The 16357-nt window shown below is 43.9% G+C and carries 14 protein-coding genes; 1 reads left to right on the top strand and 13 read right to left on the bottom strand.

Translation table 11 applies throughout. The features are described from left to right. Nucleotides 1-15 precede the first annotated feature (15 nt). The 5 genes from fliD to ACX5J7_RS08050 all read right to left on the bottom strand — a co-directional run bounded on the left by fliD (nucleotide 16) and on the right by ACX5J7_RS08050 (nucleotide 5809). A complete protein-coding gene (gene fliD / locus ACX5J7_RS08070) occupies nucleotides 16-1449 on the bottom strand; it encodes a flagellar filament capping protein FliD (RefSeq protein ID WP_278384469.1) in 1434 nt (477 codons plus the stop codon). 13 nt (nucleotides 1450-1462) lie between these two features. After that, entirely contained in the window at nucleotides 1463-1939 is a 477-nt protein-coding gene (locus ACX5J7_RS08065) for a flagellar protein FlaG (protein WP_278384470.1), read from the bottom strand. A gap of 86 nt (nucleotides 1940-2025) precedes the next feature. Further along, nucleotides 2026-2847 carry a flagellin N-terminal helical domain-containing protein gene (locus ACX5J7_RS08060; protein WP_278384471.1) on the bottom strand — a complete coding sequence of 274 codons (822 nt, stop codon included), beginning with the start codon at nucleotides 2845-2847 and terminating at the stop codon, nucleotides 2026-2028. Between the two features lie 625 nt (nucleotides 2848-3472). Further along, the gene (locus ACX5J7_RS08055; RefSeq protein ID WP_278384473.1) at nucleotides 3473-4297 is read right to left on the bottom strand and encodes a flagellin N-terminal helical domain-containing protein; all 825 of its coding nucleotides are present in this window, start codon (nucleotides 4295-4297) and stop codon (nucleotides 3473-3475) included. Between the two features lie 690 nt (nucleotides 4298-4987). Then, complete coding sequence (locus tag ACX5J7_RS08050; protein ID WP_278384474.1) at nucleotides 4988-5809, bottom strand: flagellin N-terminal helical domain-containing protein; 822 nt, start codon at nucleotides 5807-5809, stop codon at nucleotides 4988-4990. Nucleotides 5810-6048: 239 nt separating this feature from the next. Between ACX5J7_RS08050 and ACX5J7_RS08045 the strand changes: the two genes are divergently transcribed. Next, nucleotides 6049-7035: a hypothetical protein gene (locus ACX5J7_RS08045; protein WP_278384475.1), complete on the top strand. Its 987-nt coding sequence runs from the start codon at nucleotides 6049-6051 to the stop codon at nucleotides 7033-7035. Here ACX5J7_RS08045 and flgL read toward each other — a convergent pair. The 8 genes from flgL to flgE form a co-directional block, all read right to left on the bottom strand. Then, nucleotides 7032-8255: a flagellar hook-associated protein FlgL gene (flgL, locus tag ACX5J7_RS08040; RefSeq protein WP_498706738.1), complete on the bottom strand. Its 1224-nt coding sequence runs from the start codon at nucleotides 8253-8255 to the stop codon at nucleotides 7032-7034. The genes ACX5J7_RS08045 and flgL overlap by 4 nt on opposite strands. A gap of 7 nt (nucleotides 8256-8262) precedes the next feature. After that, on the bottom strand, nucleotides 8263-10305 hold the full coding sequence (flgK, locus tag ACX5J7_RS08035) for a flagellar hook-associated protein FlgK (RefSeq protein WP_498706737.1): 2043 nt from the start codon (nucleotides 10303-10305) through the stop codon (nucleotides 8263-8265). Nucleotides 10306-10345: 40 nt separating this feature from the next. Beyond that, nucleotides 10346-11296: a flagellar assembly peptidoglycan hydrolase FlgJ gene (flgJ, locus tag ACX5J7_RS08030; RefSeq protein ID WP_498706736.1), complete on the bottom strand. Its 951-nt coding sequence runs from the start codon at nucleotides 11294-11296 to the stop codon at nucleotides 10346-10348. A 33-nt stretch (nucleotides 11297-11329) separates the two neighbouring features. After that, a complete protein-coding gene (locus ACX5J7_RS08025) occupies nucleotides 11330-12442 on the bottom strand; it encodes a flagellar basal body P-ring protein FlgI (protein WP_020745514.1) in 1113 nt (370 codons plus the stop codon). Nucleotides 12443-12463: 21 nt separating this feature from the next. Beyond that, entirely contained in the window at nucleotides 12464-13144 is a 681-nt protein-coding gene (flgH, locus tag ACX5J7_RS08020; RefSeq protein ID WP_498706809.1) for a flagellar basal body L-ring protein FlgH, read from the bottom strand. An 11-nt stretch (nucleotides 13145-13155) separates the two neighbouring features. Beyond that, complete coding sequence (gene flgG / locus ACX5J7_RS08015) at nucleotides 13156-13944, bottom strand: flagellar basal-body rod protein FlgG (protein ID WP_015066437.1); 789 nt, start codon at nucleotides 13942-13944, stop codon at nucleotides 13156-13158. A 46-nt stretch (nucleotides 13945-13990) separates the two neighbouring features. Then, nucleotides 13991-14734 (bottom strand): flagellar basal body rod protein FlgF, encoded by a 744-nt coding sequence (locus ACX5J7_RS08010; RefSeq protein WP_020743038.1) that lies wholly within the window; start codon nucleotides 14732-14734, stop codon nucleotides 13991-13993. A 226-nt stretch (nucleotides 14735-14960) separates the two neighbouring features. Further along, nucleotides 14961-16346: a flagellar hook protein FlgE gene (gene flgE, locus ACX5J7_RS08005; RefSeq protein ID WP_020743037.1), complete on the bottom strand. Its 1386-nt coding sequence runs from the start codon at nucleotides 16344-16346 to the stop codon at nucleotides 14961-14963. Nucleotides 16347-16357: the final 11 nt, after the last annotated feature.

The raw sequence follows: 16357 nt of genomic DNA, 5'->3' as shown, positions 1-16357 counted from the left end.
ATATACGGACCTCTTTTATAGTAGCGCAGCGAACAAGGCTGAACCAGTTTGATTGAGCTGAGCTATCGTTCTATCTAAATTTACGTATTTGGCTCGAACAGTTTCTTCAAAGCTTGCCATTCGTAATTCGAGTGCCTCTTTTGCATCGTCAACGCTATCTTTCTCATCGCGCGCACTGCGCTCTCTTAAACTGATCAAGCCGCTTGAAGAGGAGTACTGTTCAACTAAATCGTATAGCCTAACAGCGATACCACTCGATTCGTTATTAAAAAGTGTCGATATATCGTCAAAATTGTTTTCAAGCGCGTCGTCCAATCTTGACTGACCCGTCCCTAAACCAAAGTCTTTTGAGCCAATTTCAAGTCTCCCATCTTCATTTAGTTCAATACCTAGCTCAAATAAGCTACTAACAGCAGAATTTTGAACTTCTTCACCTACAATGGTTGAAACTCCCAGCTGCAAACCCCGCAACAAGGAGTCACCCGCTAGAGGACCGTCATTATCCTCATCTGTCGCACCATAGCTAGAGAGTTTTTCAATCTCATCTACCAAAGAATTGTAGCTTTCTATAAAGTTCTTGATGTCTTCTTCAACACCTTCCTTATCAAACCCAACTGTCAATCGTGTGGCTAATTGTTCACCACTACTATCTTTTGGAGATACTTCATTGACCGTAAACGATACGTTTTGAATTGTGTTGGTAAACTCATTGCTTGAACTCTGCACTTCAATTCCGTCGACAATAGCAATAGCATTCCGAGCGCTTTGAATGTTTGTGGTATCAATACTTGTTGTACCACCTGTTGTCGACAATCTATCTAAATCAGTATTTCCATTGTCATTCGTTATAACCAAATCATTCCCCTGACCAACTTTGTCTGACGAAATCACTAGTCGAGGGCCATCATTTGTACCAGTTTCTATAATATTTGCAGTTACTCCGAAGTTTTCAGCTGAGTCGTTGATTAACTCTCTTAAATCAGCGAGTGTAGTAGAGTCGTCGACTTCAACTGTAAAAGTGTTGTCCGAGCCGACACTAAACGTTAGGGAGCCAGTACCTGAGGATAACAACGGGTCTGTGCTAGATGAAAAAGCACCTGGGTCGGTCGTAATTCTGCTTCCAGAAGCAAGTTGCTGGACTGTTATATCGTAGGAACCACGCAGCGCAGAATTTGAAGCGTCTGCGGTCAATACATCGTCATCTTCTGAGGGGTTAATGACTGTCGTTTCTCGACTGTTTAGATTGCTACCATCTCTAAGAGTATCGACAGCGTCTTGAAAATCTGACACCTTCGACTTTATTGTACCTAAGGCAGATATCTCAGCATCAACAGCTTTTTCTCTTGCATTAAGACGAGCCTCTTTAGGTTGTCTCTCTGCAGATATAAGTTGCCGCACCAAATCGTCAAGCGCTAGACCTGAACCAACCCCAAGAGAACTTATTGACATAACTCACCCCAAATTAAACTTGATTATCTATAAAAACACCGACACTACTACCTATATCCTGTTGCAAATCCTGAATGCGCTCGGCTAATGCTAATACATCTTCCGACGGTATTTGCCTGATTACATCACCAGAATTAGCATCCAACACAGTTACAACTGACCTGTCAGTGTTTTCATCAACTGAAAAAGTTAAGTTTCTATTCTGCACCAGCAAGAAAGATTCCATCACTGAAATCGCTTCTTTTAATGGCTCATCAGTTGACTGATCATTTCTTTTATCGGACTGTCTTTGAATTACTTGAGTTAAATTGTCGAAACCGACAGCTAAACTTTTGTTTCCAGATGAAACCACTTCCCCTCTTTCAGCGAGAGCAGGTTTTGCATTTGTGACAGCTATTTCATCACGCTCTGCATTTTGAAATTTTTCCGGTTGGACGAGAGTTGAAGTTGACGCTATTCCTTGGGCAAGTTGAATATTTGGGATGTCCACATTTCACCTCCTAAAATAAACGATCGGAAGCGTACTTTTAAGTTCGCTCCCGATAGGCTTATATTCTATATTGGAATATAGAATAATTATCCAAGTAAAGAAAGGGCTGCTTGAGGTCTCTGATTAGCCTGACTCAAAACAGAAAGCGACGCTTGCTGTATAATCTGGTTTCTCGTTAAATTTGCAGTCTCTGCTGCGAAATCTGTATCACGAATTTGAGCACGAGCTGCAGAAACGTTTTCAGAAATGCTGCCTAGATTTCGTATAGTTGCTTGGAATCTATTTTGAGTTGCACCTAATTCAGCTCGAGTGGATCCAATGGTAGATATAGCCGCATCTACTTGTGCCATTAGTTGCGAAGCTGCTCCTGCACTGAGCACCGTTCCGCCTACTGACAAACCGGCTGCGCCAAATCCCCCCGTGTTGGCAATAGAAATATCGATTGTCTGGTCTTCATTAGCCCCGACTAAAAACTTCGCACTAAAACTTCCGCTCAGGATGGTTAAACCACCGAATTCAGTATCAGAACCTATTCGCGACATTTCTTCCTTAAGAGCAGTCACTTCCTCATTCAACGCTACTCTGTCTGCGGTATTATTGATGCCATTCTGCGCTTGGACTGCTAAAGAGCGGATACGTTGCAAAGCGTTAGTAGTTTCTTGTAATGCCCCTTCAGCGGTTTGTGCAACTGAGATACCATCGTTTGCGTTACGACTAGCTTGGTCAAGGCCCTGAATTTGCGACGTTAATCGATTCGAAATTTGTAAGCCCGCAGCATCATCGGACGCACTGTTAATGCGGAAACCTGATGAAAGCCGTTCAAACGAAGTACTTAACGAATTACTCACGTCAAAAAGCTGACGCTGAGCGTTTAATGATGATGCATTGGTATTAACAAATAAAGACATAAATTACCTCCTGGGAGCCGATATCGTTATTAACGAAAGCGTCTCTTAGACTCTAAGCTGCTCAGGTCACTACTCCCTCACAACTCCTCATAAAAATTAAAATTCCCCTCAGCTAGGTTATCGACACTAAGCTTTACATCTTTAGCTTTTTTTTAAAATTTTTTCTCATTAAACATAACATTCTGATTTCATGAATAAAAAACTTCAGTTAATGCAATAACAACGTAAACTACAAATAAATTAGTTATTAATATGAAAGTTAAATGATAAAAAAGACCTACTACATCTTTGAAAACATTCGTGCTTAATTATTTTGTTTTTACGAAAAAGATGAAGCTTGAGCAATCCTTGGCACACTTATAGCATGGAAGTAATCGAGACCATTTTTGCTCTAGCGCAAAATGCCCCAGGTATATCGGTTGGAAAATAAAAAAACCGAGACGTAATGCCTCGGCCAAATTGCTCTAGTTAGGAGTTCGAGCAAATACTCGTCTTGTCGCCTAGCGTACTTAGATTAGAATGAACTGGCCTCTCAACCGTAACTTCTTGATCGAAACCGCTTGGCGTCTTCGTTTATTGGCGGCCATAACGGCCGCCTTTCTATATTTATTAAATTTTAATAAGCTTAGCCACCCAGAAGTGACAGTGCAGCTTGGGGACGCTGATTCGCCTGAGAAAGCACCGTCGTTGTAGCTTGTTGTAAGATCTGATTTCGAGTTAACTCGGCAGTCTCAGCAGCAAAATCAGTATCGCGAATTCGAGACCTAGCGGCGGAAACATTTTCCGCAATGTTGGCAAGGTTTCTAATCGTTGACTGAAACCTATTTTGAACAGCACCTAACTCAGCTCTTGTAGAGCCAATGGTTGATATTGCAGCGTCAACCTGGGTCATCAGAGCAGAGGCTGCTCCGGCACTAAGAACGTCTCCACCAACCGAGAGGCCAGCTGCTCCAAATCCGTTAGTGTTAGCAATAGATACTTCTATTGTTTGATTTTCATTAGCACCCACTAGAAATTTCGCTGTAAAGCTGCCACTTAGAACTGTTAATCCACCAAACTCAGTGTCTGTACCGATACGCGAGAGCTCTTCTTTAAGTGCTGTAACCTCCTGATTTAAGGCTACTCTGTCTGCCGTACTATTAATACCATTCTGAGCTTGGATAGCTAGAGTGCGAATCCGTTGTAGAGCATTGGTACTCTCTTGTAGTGCGCCTTCTGCGGTCTGTGCTAAAGAGATACCATCATTTGCATTTCTTTGGGCCTGTTCTAGGCCCTGCACTTGAGATGTCAATCTATCCGAAATTTGAAGACCTGCGGCATCATCTGCAGCACTGTTGATCCTAAATCCAGAAGATAACCTTTCAAACGCAGTACTTAAGTTGTTACCAGTTGTAAATAACTGACGCTGTGCATTTAGTGAAGATACGTTGGTGTTTACAAATAAACTCATTTCTCTCTCCTAACTAGGTTAAATATTAGCACTGTTATTTTTCTTATCGTGCTTTTTAATTTTGGTATGGTATCTGCTTCAATTTAGAAGTCGGATTGTCCGACGTTCTGTTGGCACACTACCAATGGAATTTGCTTAATTAGAGAAGTTACTTCTCTTTGCTGGTCGGTGGGTTTGGTGTTCCAGAACCTCAAACCTCTCACTACCTCCTGGCTCTATTCTCGCCGTTCAGCAGCTCCCCCCCATCTATCAGCAAACTCAACCTTTTATCGACCTTTACTTGAAATTACTTTAGTATTTTTCTAAAAACTTTTTGTTTATTTAAAGCACTGTATTCATTAATTTTTAAATTCAGAAACTTGAATGAAAACTGTGCTATTAACGCTTTTAAACATCAACTTTAGAAGCGTAGGGGATAAAAATATTGTTTATCTCCCCTTTGTATTAGTTATCGTCAAAGAGCGATTTTTACTTTAGATGTTTTTTCAAATTTTTAGATAAAAAAGAAAATAAATAAAAAAACAGCTATAATTCATAGTGTTAGGGCTATGGATTAAAGACACAAATATTTGTGTAGGTGGGCTTTATAACAATTAAGTGACTGGGGTATAGAAAAAGCTGGCCTTTAAAAGACCAGCTTTAAACGCACATGAACAAGAACACTACCTCCTGACTTCACGTTAATTACGATTATCCTAAGAGCTGTAATGCAGCCTGTGGACGCTGATTAGCCTGTGATAACACAGTAGTACTTGCCTGCTGAATTATTTGATTACGCGTCAGGTTAGCAGTTTCAGCGGCAAAGTCGGTATCTCTAATTTGAGCTCTAGCAGAAGACACGTTTTCAGAGATATTACCCAAGTTTCGTATTGTAGATTGGAATCGGTTTTGGATAGCACCGAGCTCAGCGCGGGACGCACCTATAGTAGATATTGCAGCATCCACTTGTGCCATTAGTTGTGATGCTGCACCAGCACTTAAAACAGTTCCCCCTACTGACAAACCAGCAGCACCAAAACCACCAGTATTTGCAATCGACACATCAATAGTCTGATCTTCATTGGCCCCGACCAAGAACTTCGCACTAAAACTACCGCTTAGTATTGTTAATCCACCGAATTCTGTATCTGTACCAATACGTGACATCTCTTCTTTAAGAGCGGTAACTTCTTCATTCAACGCCACTCGGTCAGCAGTAGTATTGATACCGTTTTGCGCTTGAACTGCAAGTGTACGAATCCTTTGTAGAGCGTTTGTCGTTTCTTGAAGTGCACCTTCTGCGGTTTGTGCTAATGAAATGCCGTCATTGGCGTTTCTGACAGCTTGGTCCAACCCTTGGATCTGTGAAGTTAGCCTGTCTGATATCTGAAGTCCTGCTGCATCATCAGACGCGCTGTTAATTCTGAAACCAGAAGAAAGTCTCTCAAATGAAGTACTTAGTGAATTACCTACATCAAATAGCTGACGCTGGGCATTCAGTGACGATACGTTGGTATTGACAAATAAAGACATGTTGTCTCTCCTACATTTTAATCCAGCGACGGCTGGCAATCGGACTAACCGAAATTTTTGTTTTAGTAGTCATCAAGACCTGAGGGGTAATTGATGAACTGGCTCTCTCAGAAACTGTATCGACATCATTTAGAATCCCTTTAGAAAAAATTACGATTTTTGCCGATAGGCGGTAAGATATTGCCGTAGAGTGACAGTAAGACACGACATAACTGGTGGATTTTTAATGGAGATTTCGCGTGAAAAATAGTTTGATGCTGTTCAACATAAAGCGCATATCCAAGCCTGCAGCCCATTGCGCTTTCACTGATTTAATTGAAAATCCGTTCGACAAAAGTCGTAAAACCTTGATGTGCTGTTACCGACAAGCTACCGACCATGTCAGTACTGACGGAGTCGTTATTGTATTAACTCTTGATAAAGCTTCGTTTCAAGTTCGCAACAGAATAATTATTAGAGAGAATAATGCAGACCTACGAGATCCGAAGTTCTCATACGATGGCTCTCGTCTCATGCTTACCACCTATGCAAAATCCTTCCTTGATAATAGAAAAGTGGTCACGAAAATGGTGACTTATTTCTCAACCACCGGCCATTCTTGGTCTGCAGGGAATAGTCACGGTAGAAGCGGTTGGTGGCTGTGGAACAGTACTTTCTATAACTCAGAAGCTTATGGCTTTGCGTACAATCGACGAGCGAACTCAGTTTCGCTCTATAAAGGTGATCCAACGCGTTCAATGCATGTTCACAAGGAAGAGGCTTTTTGTTTGGACAAACAAGGTAAAGGTTACCCCAATGAAAGCACAATCTTGTTTGATGATGACGGAAATGCCTCGGTATTTTTAAGACGAGATGCCGATACTTTCAGTGCACAATTTGGTACATCAAAACCGCCTTATACCAAATGGAACTGGCATGATTTGAGTATCTATATTGGTGGTCCCGCCGCTGTGGCTCTAAATGAAAAACGATATATCGTCGCAGGACGACATATAGATTGGGGTTCACATCAATTTACTACCAAGGTTTGGCTATTTGATAGCAAGACCAAAACACTTTCTGAACTACAAACGCTGCCAAGCGGTGGAGACACTAGCTACCCAGGCTTGGTAATCGAAGGCGACAACCTTTATATTTCCTACTACTCAAGCCATATCGACAATGAAGCGAGAGTATACATGGCGTACCTGACAGGCGTTAATGACTTGATAAATTATGACCGCTAAACAAAGTCGAATAGCGATAAGTTAGCTACTTTAGGAAAAGTAGCTAATGCAGCACTCAATGCCGTTTCCTGTTTTGCAAACTCAGTAGATGCTTCAGCATAGTCGACATCCTGAATGGACGAACGCTGCGCTTTCGCTGCGATTTCCATATCTAAGTTACTTTCATAGGTACTTTCTGCGATGTTCAATCGACTACCAATAGAAGCCCGCTCCAAAGAAAGCTTCTCAAGCCCGTTATCTAATCCTACTAATGCATCAGCTATCGACTCTTGAAGCGCTGAATTATCAATAGTGGAATCCATTAGAATGGTTTGGATTTCGTGGATTGACTGCGCCATACTTTTTTTCTCAGGAGCATCAAATGATAAATCGATGCTATCACCAGGCGCTGCTGTAGCATCAAACTCCATACCTTTAATAGTAAGAGGCTGACCTGAGGTATAAGAAACAGAATCGACAACTGCTCCAGTGCCTTGATTGACAAGCTCCGCTTGCCCGGTAGCAAGAAAGTTTATTCGGTAATCGTTATTCGCCGCATTAACCGGGTCGTAATTTTTGTCAAAAAAGGTATCAAATGTTCCTTGCTGCTTAACCGCAGCTGTATTTATCGTAGCGCCAGTAGTGCCATCAACAGAAAATTTAAATCGAGATAGCACGTTTTCAAAAACTTCATATCCGTTACTGGTTGATTGAACCTTTGAACTATTAGATAGCTGAACAAAGCTCACACCTGGGTCACCTGCAAATGTTATGGCATTCCCACCCGCTGCTGGATTGTATTCAAACGCCTGGTTTCCAGACTGAAAGCCTGCATACAAATAATTGCCGTCTGCATCTTGAGTGTTCATAAGATCAAACACTTCAAGTTTGATTTGCTCTAGTTCAGCGCCAATTGCGCGCTTGTCAGGATCATCTAAAATTCCATTCCCAGACTGAACGATAAGCGTTCTCGCACGATTAATAGAGTCAGTAATATTTGTCAGCACAGCCTCTTGCTGCTCAAGCGAACCGGTTACCAAATCATTATTGCGTTGAAACTGAGTAAGCTCATCAATTTCTTCGGTCAAGCGTAGTACCTTTGCAGCACCAACAGGGTCATCGCTGGGTGTGATTATGCGCTTACCTGAAGCTAGCTGTTCTTGGGTTTTCGCCAAATCACCCTGATTTTGCATAATCGAGCGCATGTTTTGATCATAAATTTGATTCGTTGTTATACGCATAATTAACCTACCTTGCCGACTGCAAAATGGTATTAAACAATTCTTGAGCCGTAGATAAAATACGTGCTGCAGCAGCATAGCTCTGCTGGTATTTTATCAAGTTAGCTGCTTCTTCATCCAAGCTTACACCTGAAACAGACTCAAACCAGTTTTGCGACTGTACTTTCATCGCTTCAGCTGATGCAAGAGAAACACTGGCCATTGATGCATCTTCACCAATGCGCCCAACCATTGACGCATACGCATCTTGGAACGTGCGTGGCTTGTTCGTGGCCTCGCTACTTACCTGTACTTTGTTTTCATTTTGAATAGTAGCTAAATTAAGCGCGTTGCTGTTATCGTTGAAACCATCTGTATTATAGCTAATTGAAAAGCTATCACCGGCTTTCGGTACACCATCTAAGCTTAGATCAAACCCTGGATCAGGGCTTATTCCCGCTTGACCAATAAGGTTCGTTAAATCTGTTGTACCAGTAACAGTAGCTAAAACCGTCCCGCTACCGTCTAACACTTCATAGGTATCGGCTGCAGTAAAACTAATTTGAGCTGGCGCTGAATTTAGAATGCCACCCGCGCCGTCAAAAGCGGACGTTCCCACTTCCGTATTTGAAACGGTTACGTCTATAACGTTAGCGCTACCTAAGTTTGTGCTATCGGCCCCGGCTCTTACCGGATTGGCGAAGGCTAAATCTTCAGGGCGATTTGTATCTAAACTTATGTTTGACGCAACGTCTTTAGTGGGCTGGATCAAAAATTCATTACCAACTGCATACGGGTCGCCGCCCGAAAAGTCGATTTCAATGCCACCGGGTAGTTCATTAAAGCCCGGTGATACGGCAAAGTTTGAAAAAATAATATCATTGCCAGAACCGTCTTTTTTCGGTGTACCATCAGGATTTAAAAATGTGATTTCTATTTCGCTGGGTACACCAGCAGCAACCGCCGTCACTTCAATTTTGTAATCAGCGTCGGTTAACTCAGCGCCTTTTCCTTCAGTTATCTGTGCTGTAACTACGTAGTCACCATTCGTGTCTTCATAGGCTAAGCCTCTGAACGAAGGAATATCAAAAATATTACCGCCAATTTGACCGTCCAAATCCATACCCAATTTATTTTGAGTATTCATCGCATCAGCGAACGCAACCGACAGTTGACCGACGTCACGCATTGTCGGCCCAAGCACTTCGTTGCGATATTCGAACAATCCACCCAATGCGCCGCCAAGGTCACTTTCCAAAATTCGTAACGATGCATTGCTCTTTGTTTGTGAACCAAAGTCAGTTTCTAACTTTATTTCTTTTGTCGTTAAATCGGCACTAGAGCTTAACTCAAAAAGATTGAATGCACCGTTTTCGAGAACGAGTGACTCACCTGACGTAAGATTAATGGTTACAGCACCATTTTGCGTAGTGCTCTCTTTAACCGTAATCGCCATGATAGAGGCAAGTTCGTCGATGGCCTGATCTCGCTCGTTTAGCAACGCACTGGGTTGGTCGCTCGTATTGTTGCCGTTGGCAATCACAATATTGCGGTTTAAATCACCAATGTTGCCTATTAGAGTATTCGCTCTGTTAACCATTGAAGTGAACTCCAAATTGAGTTCCTCTTCTTTTTCTAACATATAGTCAGACAGCGTTCTCATACGGTTGTAAAGTGATTCAGATTTACTAAGTACCTGTTCGCGAGATGCGAGATTCGTAGGATCGTCAGCGGCAGTTTGTAACGCAGAAAAATATTCGCTCAATCCTTGTGAAATAGAGTTAGCTTCGCTTGCTAGAAGATTATCAATGGCCGTGGTTTTACTGGAAAACGCCTCAAGCTCACCGACCGAAGTAATATCTCTTCTAAGCTGGTTTTGCGCAAATACATTAATGATGCGCTCGGTATTGCCAATTTCTACACCAAATACTTGGCTGTTTTGAAGCTCAGTGCGCTCACGAACATAGCCAGGGGTATTTACGTTGGCAATGTTGTTACTCGTTGTTTGCAATAGCTTACTGCTTGCGTTTACGCCGCTTGTCGCTAAAGAATATAAATCAACAGAACTCACTGTATTCTCCTCACCTATGGCCCTAATCTATGGCCCTAAACTATGGCATCAATGCGCTAAGACGGTCACTGTTATACACTGCCATAATCTTGCTCGCGTATTCAGGGTCGGTAGCATAGCCTGCTTCTTGAAGTGCATTTGTGTAACGCGCAGCATCAGAAGCATTTTCCACAGCACGGCTATAGCGTGGCTGCGAGGTAATAAAGCGCCCGTAGTCTTCCATAGCCTCTTCTACCGAAGAGTAAGATCTAAACGCCGCTTTTCGCTTTTGTGGTAAACCGTTATTAAACTCAAGGGTATCTACGATGGCTTGCTCACCACCCCACCCTTTGTTGGCCTTTATACCAAATAAATTGTGTGAACTACTTCCATCAGCTTTATGGATAACAAACTTTCCCCAACCCGTTTCCACCGCAGCTTGTGAAATAATGGCTTTCGGATCCATGCCGTACTTTTCTGCAACTTTTTCTGCAATTGGCATTAGGCTTTCAACGAATTGTTCAGGGCTTTCAAACATGGCATCTTTTTGCGCTGACTGACTCTTTATCGAGCTAGAAGAAAGCGCTACATCTTGTGCTTGAGCAACACTTTGTATGCGGTTTCTGTTTAAGGAAGAGATGTCGCCATCGCTTCTAATTACACTAGCGGGTGTATAGCTGTCTTCCGTTTGCCCCAGCTGTTTTACAATGACATCAGCAAGGCCCAAGCCCCCTCCCGAGGTTAAGTCTGTAGCAAGTTGTTGGTCGTGCATATCGCGATAAAACTTCACTTGCTGTGAATTAAAGGGGCTATTTTCATCAGCTAGCGCATCTTGTGCTTTACGCATAGACTTCAACATCATTTGCACAAATATTGCCTCAAACTGCTGGGCAGCTTCTTGCAATACAGTCTCATCGCCTGATGCAATGGCTTCGCGCATTTTATTAATGCTGCCCATGTCGTGAACATTGCGCGCCATATCAAGCTGGCTTTTTGTGCTGAGTGATTCCATCGTATTTATTTCGCCATGCTTCGCTTAACGCTGTTAGATGATAACGAGCTCACCACGTAAAGCCCCTGCTTGACGTAATGCTTCTAAAATAGCCATTAAATCGCCCGGTGCGGCGCCCACTTCGTTAACGGCGCGAACAAGCTGGTCAAGCGTAACGCCTGGTTCGAACTTAAACATGCGGCTATCCGCTAAATCCACATCCACAATAGATTGTGTAGTGACGGCGGTTTGACCGTCGGCAAATGCGTTAGGTTGAGACACCTGCTGATTTTCAGAGATGGTTACCGTTAAACCACCATGAGTAATGGCCGCTGGCAGTAACCGTACGTCGCTCCCGATGACGATAGTGCCCGTGCGGCTGTTTATCACTACGCGTGCTGGTGCGTCTGCTGGTGTAAATTCGAAGTTTTCAAGGGTTGCTAAGAAACCTACGCGCTGGCCTACATCACGTGGGGCTGTGACGCGAACCGATGCCGCATCAATGGGCTTAGCAATAATGTAGCCATTTTCTGGTTGTGCGCCTAAGCGTTCATTGATTGTGTCCGCCAGCGCTTTTGCGGTAGAAAAATCTGGGTAATGAAGGTTAAGTGTTAACGTGTCACCGTTGGCAAAACCACTAGGTACCGACTGTTCTACCATTGCTCCGTTTGGGATACGCCCTACTGTTGGTGTATTGACAACAATACGTGAACCGTCGCCGCCTTGCGCGCCGAAACCGCTAACAACTAAACTACCTTGCGCAACCGCATACACTTTGCCATCAACACCGCGAAGAAATGTCTGAAGTAAAGTTCCACCTTGAAGGCTCGATGCTTCACCTACTGACGACACAGTAATATCAATAGTTTGGCCTGGTTTAGCGAATGCGGGTAATTCCGCATGCACTGCTACCGCAGCTACGTTTTTAATTTTTGGCTTGGTATTAGCGTCTAGGCTGATACCAAAATTACGCAACATGGTTCTAAAACTCTGCTCGGTGAAAGGGCTCTGCTCCCCTGTCCCGGGTAAGCCGACTACTAATCCATAACCAACTAATTGGTTGCTTCGCACGCCCTGTATACTCGCTAAATCTTTGATGCGCTGCGCCGCTGCTTGAGAAGATAAAAGCAATGAGAAAACGGCTAGTACTACAGTAAATAAACGCATGTTCATTCTCCTACCTTAAACCTAAAGAGGCCACCAAGCTGAATCAAAGAATTTGGTCAACCAGCCTTTTTCCTGGGCGCGAGCGAAACTGCCCGTCCCCGAATATTGGATGCGTGCGTTGGCCACTTTTGTGGAAACAATTTCATTTTCCGGGCTAATGTCGGCAGGGCGAATAATGCCGGTGAGACGAATGTATTCATCACCTTGGTTTAGGGTAAGCCACTTTTCACCGCGGATAACCAGATTATTATTCGGAAGCACATCTACAACGGTTACAGAAATAGCACCATTTAAGCTGTTGCTTTGATTGGCCGTTGCATCACCAGAGAAATCTCGAGATGAACTTATTCCAAGTTGAACTGACTCCCCACCAATATTTATTGCTTGCCCGGCGAGCCCAGTAATAGGGTTAAGATTAACGTTCGAATCTTTTGCTGTACTAGTGTCAGCTGACTTACTCGCCTGGGTATTCTCGCTCAGGGTAACGGTAATGATATCCCCTACTCGTCTGGCAGTTACGTCAGAATATAGGTTATTAGCCAACCGTGAACGAAATAGAGAACCATCTTCCACTACCGTTTCACGCGGGTAATCTGGCACCACAGGGGCAAACGACGGGTCGTTGGCCTGAACCGGTGGTTCGCTGGTACTGGCGCAGCCGCCAAGTATAAGTAGTGCAGCAGATAAACCTAGAATACGCATGATGCTACCCATTAAAGTTGCTGAATAACCTGACCAAGCATTTGGTCAACCGATGAGATAACTTTTGAGTTCATCTCATACAAGCGTTGGCTTTCAATAAGATTAACCAATTCTTCAGTTACGTTTACGTTCGATGTTTCTAGCGTACCTTGAGAGATATAACCTAACCCTTGAAGTCCAGGTATACCCTGAATAGGCGCACCGCTTGACGCTGTCTCTACGAAAAGGTTCTGTCCCGTAGGCTGAAGACCCGTCGGGTTCACAAAATCAGAAATATTTAATTGCCCTAACACCTGAGGCTCTGCTTGTCCTCGAATACTTACGCTAATTTCACCATCTTGAGAGATAGTGATTTGCTGCGCATCTTCAGGCACGGCCACTTCAGGCTGTAGTAAAAAGCCAGCTCCTGAGGTAACAATTTGCCCTTGGTCGTTAAGTGAAAACTGACCATTACGTGAATAAGCGATAGTGCCGTCAGGCTGCAGTATTTCAAAATAACCACGGCCTTGAATTGACATATCCAACGCGTTTTCAGTGGTTAGTAAGTTACCTTGCGTGTGGGCTTTTTGAGTAGCCACCACTTTTGAACCTGAACCAAGCATAAGCCCAGAAGGAAGTTCGGTATCAGCTGAAGAGCGGCCGCCTGGCTGATTGATATTCTGATAAAGCAAATCTTCAAACACCGCGCGGTCTTTTTTAAAGCCTACGGTTGACGCATTTGCTAGGTTGTTAGACACCACTGCCACATCGGTCTGTGCGGCGTCTAGCCCGGTTTTACTTATCCACAATGCTGGATGCATGTTGACCTCCGACGTTGCTCATAAAGCAACGATATTTAAAATTCGTTTACAGGATGCGTAGCAACATGTTGCCACGTGTATCAAGCTCTTCAGCTTGTTTCATCACTTTCACTTGAAGCTCGTAATGACGCTGAAGGCTTATCATATCTACCATCTCTTCCACTGCATTAACGTTAGAGCCTTCAAGCATGCCAGACATTACTTTTACGTTGGCATTGGCTTGCGCTATTGAGCCATCTTCCATTCTAAACAAGCCGTCATTGCCGCGTTCCATGTCGGCGTAGTTTGGAGAAACTAACTTAAGACGCCCTACCTCCTCGATGACATTTGCGGGGGCGCCTAACTGTCTCATGGACAAGGTGCCGTCGGCGGCAATGTTAAGGTTATCTAAAGGTACCGGCAGAAAAATCGGCCCGTTGTCACCTAGCACCACACGATCGTGAATGTCTGTCAAAATTCCGTCATCGCCTAGCTTAAAGTTGCCGTCTCTAGAATACGCTTCCTGACCGTTTTCATCCTGTACAGCAAACCAGCCATCGCCTTGAATCGCCACGTCTAAATCTCGGTCAGTTTTTATCATTGGGCCCGATTCATAATTATTCGAAGGGCTCTCAGTCATAGAAAAGACGCGGGTCGGCAAGCCTTCGCCGTACGCCGGCATTGACCTTGCCTGCTCTAACTGAGCTCTAAAACCCGTGGTTTGTGCATTAGCTAGGTTATTAGCGCGAATGCCCGTTCCCAATAGGTCTTGGGATGCGCCACTTGCTGCAATGTAGAGAAGTTTATCCATGACTAACTTTTGACTCTGATTAAACCTTAAACAAGATTTTGCAAAGGCAGTGCCAATCTGTGGATATTTAACACAATTGAAATTTACGAAAGGTATTAGATTGAAATATATAGAAAAATAAAAAGGCCGCATTTGTGCGACCTTTACATTTTGTGGGCTTCTCAGGCGAATTTAAACGCCTGAAAATTGCCGCTTTATTGCCTCAACGCCGAAGCCTTGACCTTAATTATCGAATATTAAGGATAGTCTGGTTCAGTGAGTTGTTAACCTCGAGCGCTCGAGAGTTTGCCTGGAAGTTACGCTGAGCGATGATCATGTCGATTAGCTCAGTGGTCAGGTTAACGTTGGCTTGTTCAAGGGCCGAAGAGTTAATCTCACCGAAGGTACCGGTTGTTGCTTCGCCCGCTAGTGCTTCACCAGAAAGAATACTTTCTTTCCATTGCGTGCTGCTTTCTTGAGTTAAGCCTTGCTCATTTGAAAAACGAACAAGTGCAACGCGAACAATGGGTTCAGAAGTACCGTTAGAGAACGTGGCTCGTACTAGTCCGTCAGGGCCAATATCAATACCGGTAAGTCGGCCTACCGGCAAGCCGTCTTGTTCAAGTGATGTCACTTCGAACGCTGATGCGAACTGCGTTGGCTCGTTCGGCGTTGCATTATTAACGTCTAGATTAAAATCAATACTGATTTGCTGCGTAGGATCTGAGCCATTTGCAAGAATACCTGCGCCTAGCGCTTCAGTTTGCATTTTGAAGTCTAGCGTAGCAAGCCCATCAGGTGTTTCCATGCCAGCAAAGTCACCACCTTGGGAGAAAATCAGCTTAGATGCGGTTACTGCATTACCAGTGTTGCCACCAACACTGTTAACTGCGGTAGTTGGGTCTGTATCATTGCCAGCTGAGTCGGTCATGTCCACAAGCGTATCGTCCACGGCAGTAGCGACGTACCACTCATTGTCCACACCAGGGGTGGCATCTTTTATGAAGTAATACGTCATTACATGGCTATCACCCAATGAGTCGTAAACCGTAACCGAGGTTGCTGCATTGTAGGTTAGCGGATCTTCTGGATCGAAATCCTGGGGGTCTAGCGCCGCATCACCAGCAGGTAAGTTCATACGAATATCAACTTCTGTAGTTTGAGCAGGTGAGCCTGACGAGTCTGGTATACGTACTGGTTCCGTTGTACTTAGTGCAACGGATGCACTGGTGCCATCAGAGTTTACGGGGAAGCCTAATAGATTGTCGCCGTTGCTGTTTACAACGAAATTGTCGCTATCTAGCTTAAACTGACCAGCACGAGTGAATGAAAAGTCACGCGACGTAATTTCTGGTACTGTCGCAAAGAAACCGTTACCCGTAATCGCCAAGTCGAGTGACGTGTTGGTAAACTGAAGGCTACCTTGTGAGAATTGCTGTGCAACTTCTTGGGTTAGTACACCGTCACCTACTTTCGTTTTACCACCTGAGAGAAGCGATGCGGCATACACGTCACCGAATTCAGCACGTGATTCTTTAAAGCCAACTGTATTTACGTTTGCGATGTTGTTGGCGGTCACATCCAAATCTTTTTGTGCGGCTGAAACGCCACTCAGTGCAATATTAAAAGACATTATTGATTCTC

The sequence above is a fragment of the Alteromonas infernus genome, from assembly GCF_902705815.1.
This window is presented reverse-complemented; position numbering and strand designations above follow the sequence as displayed.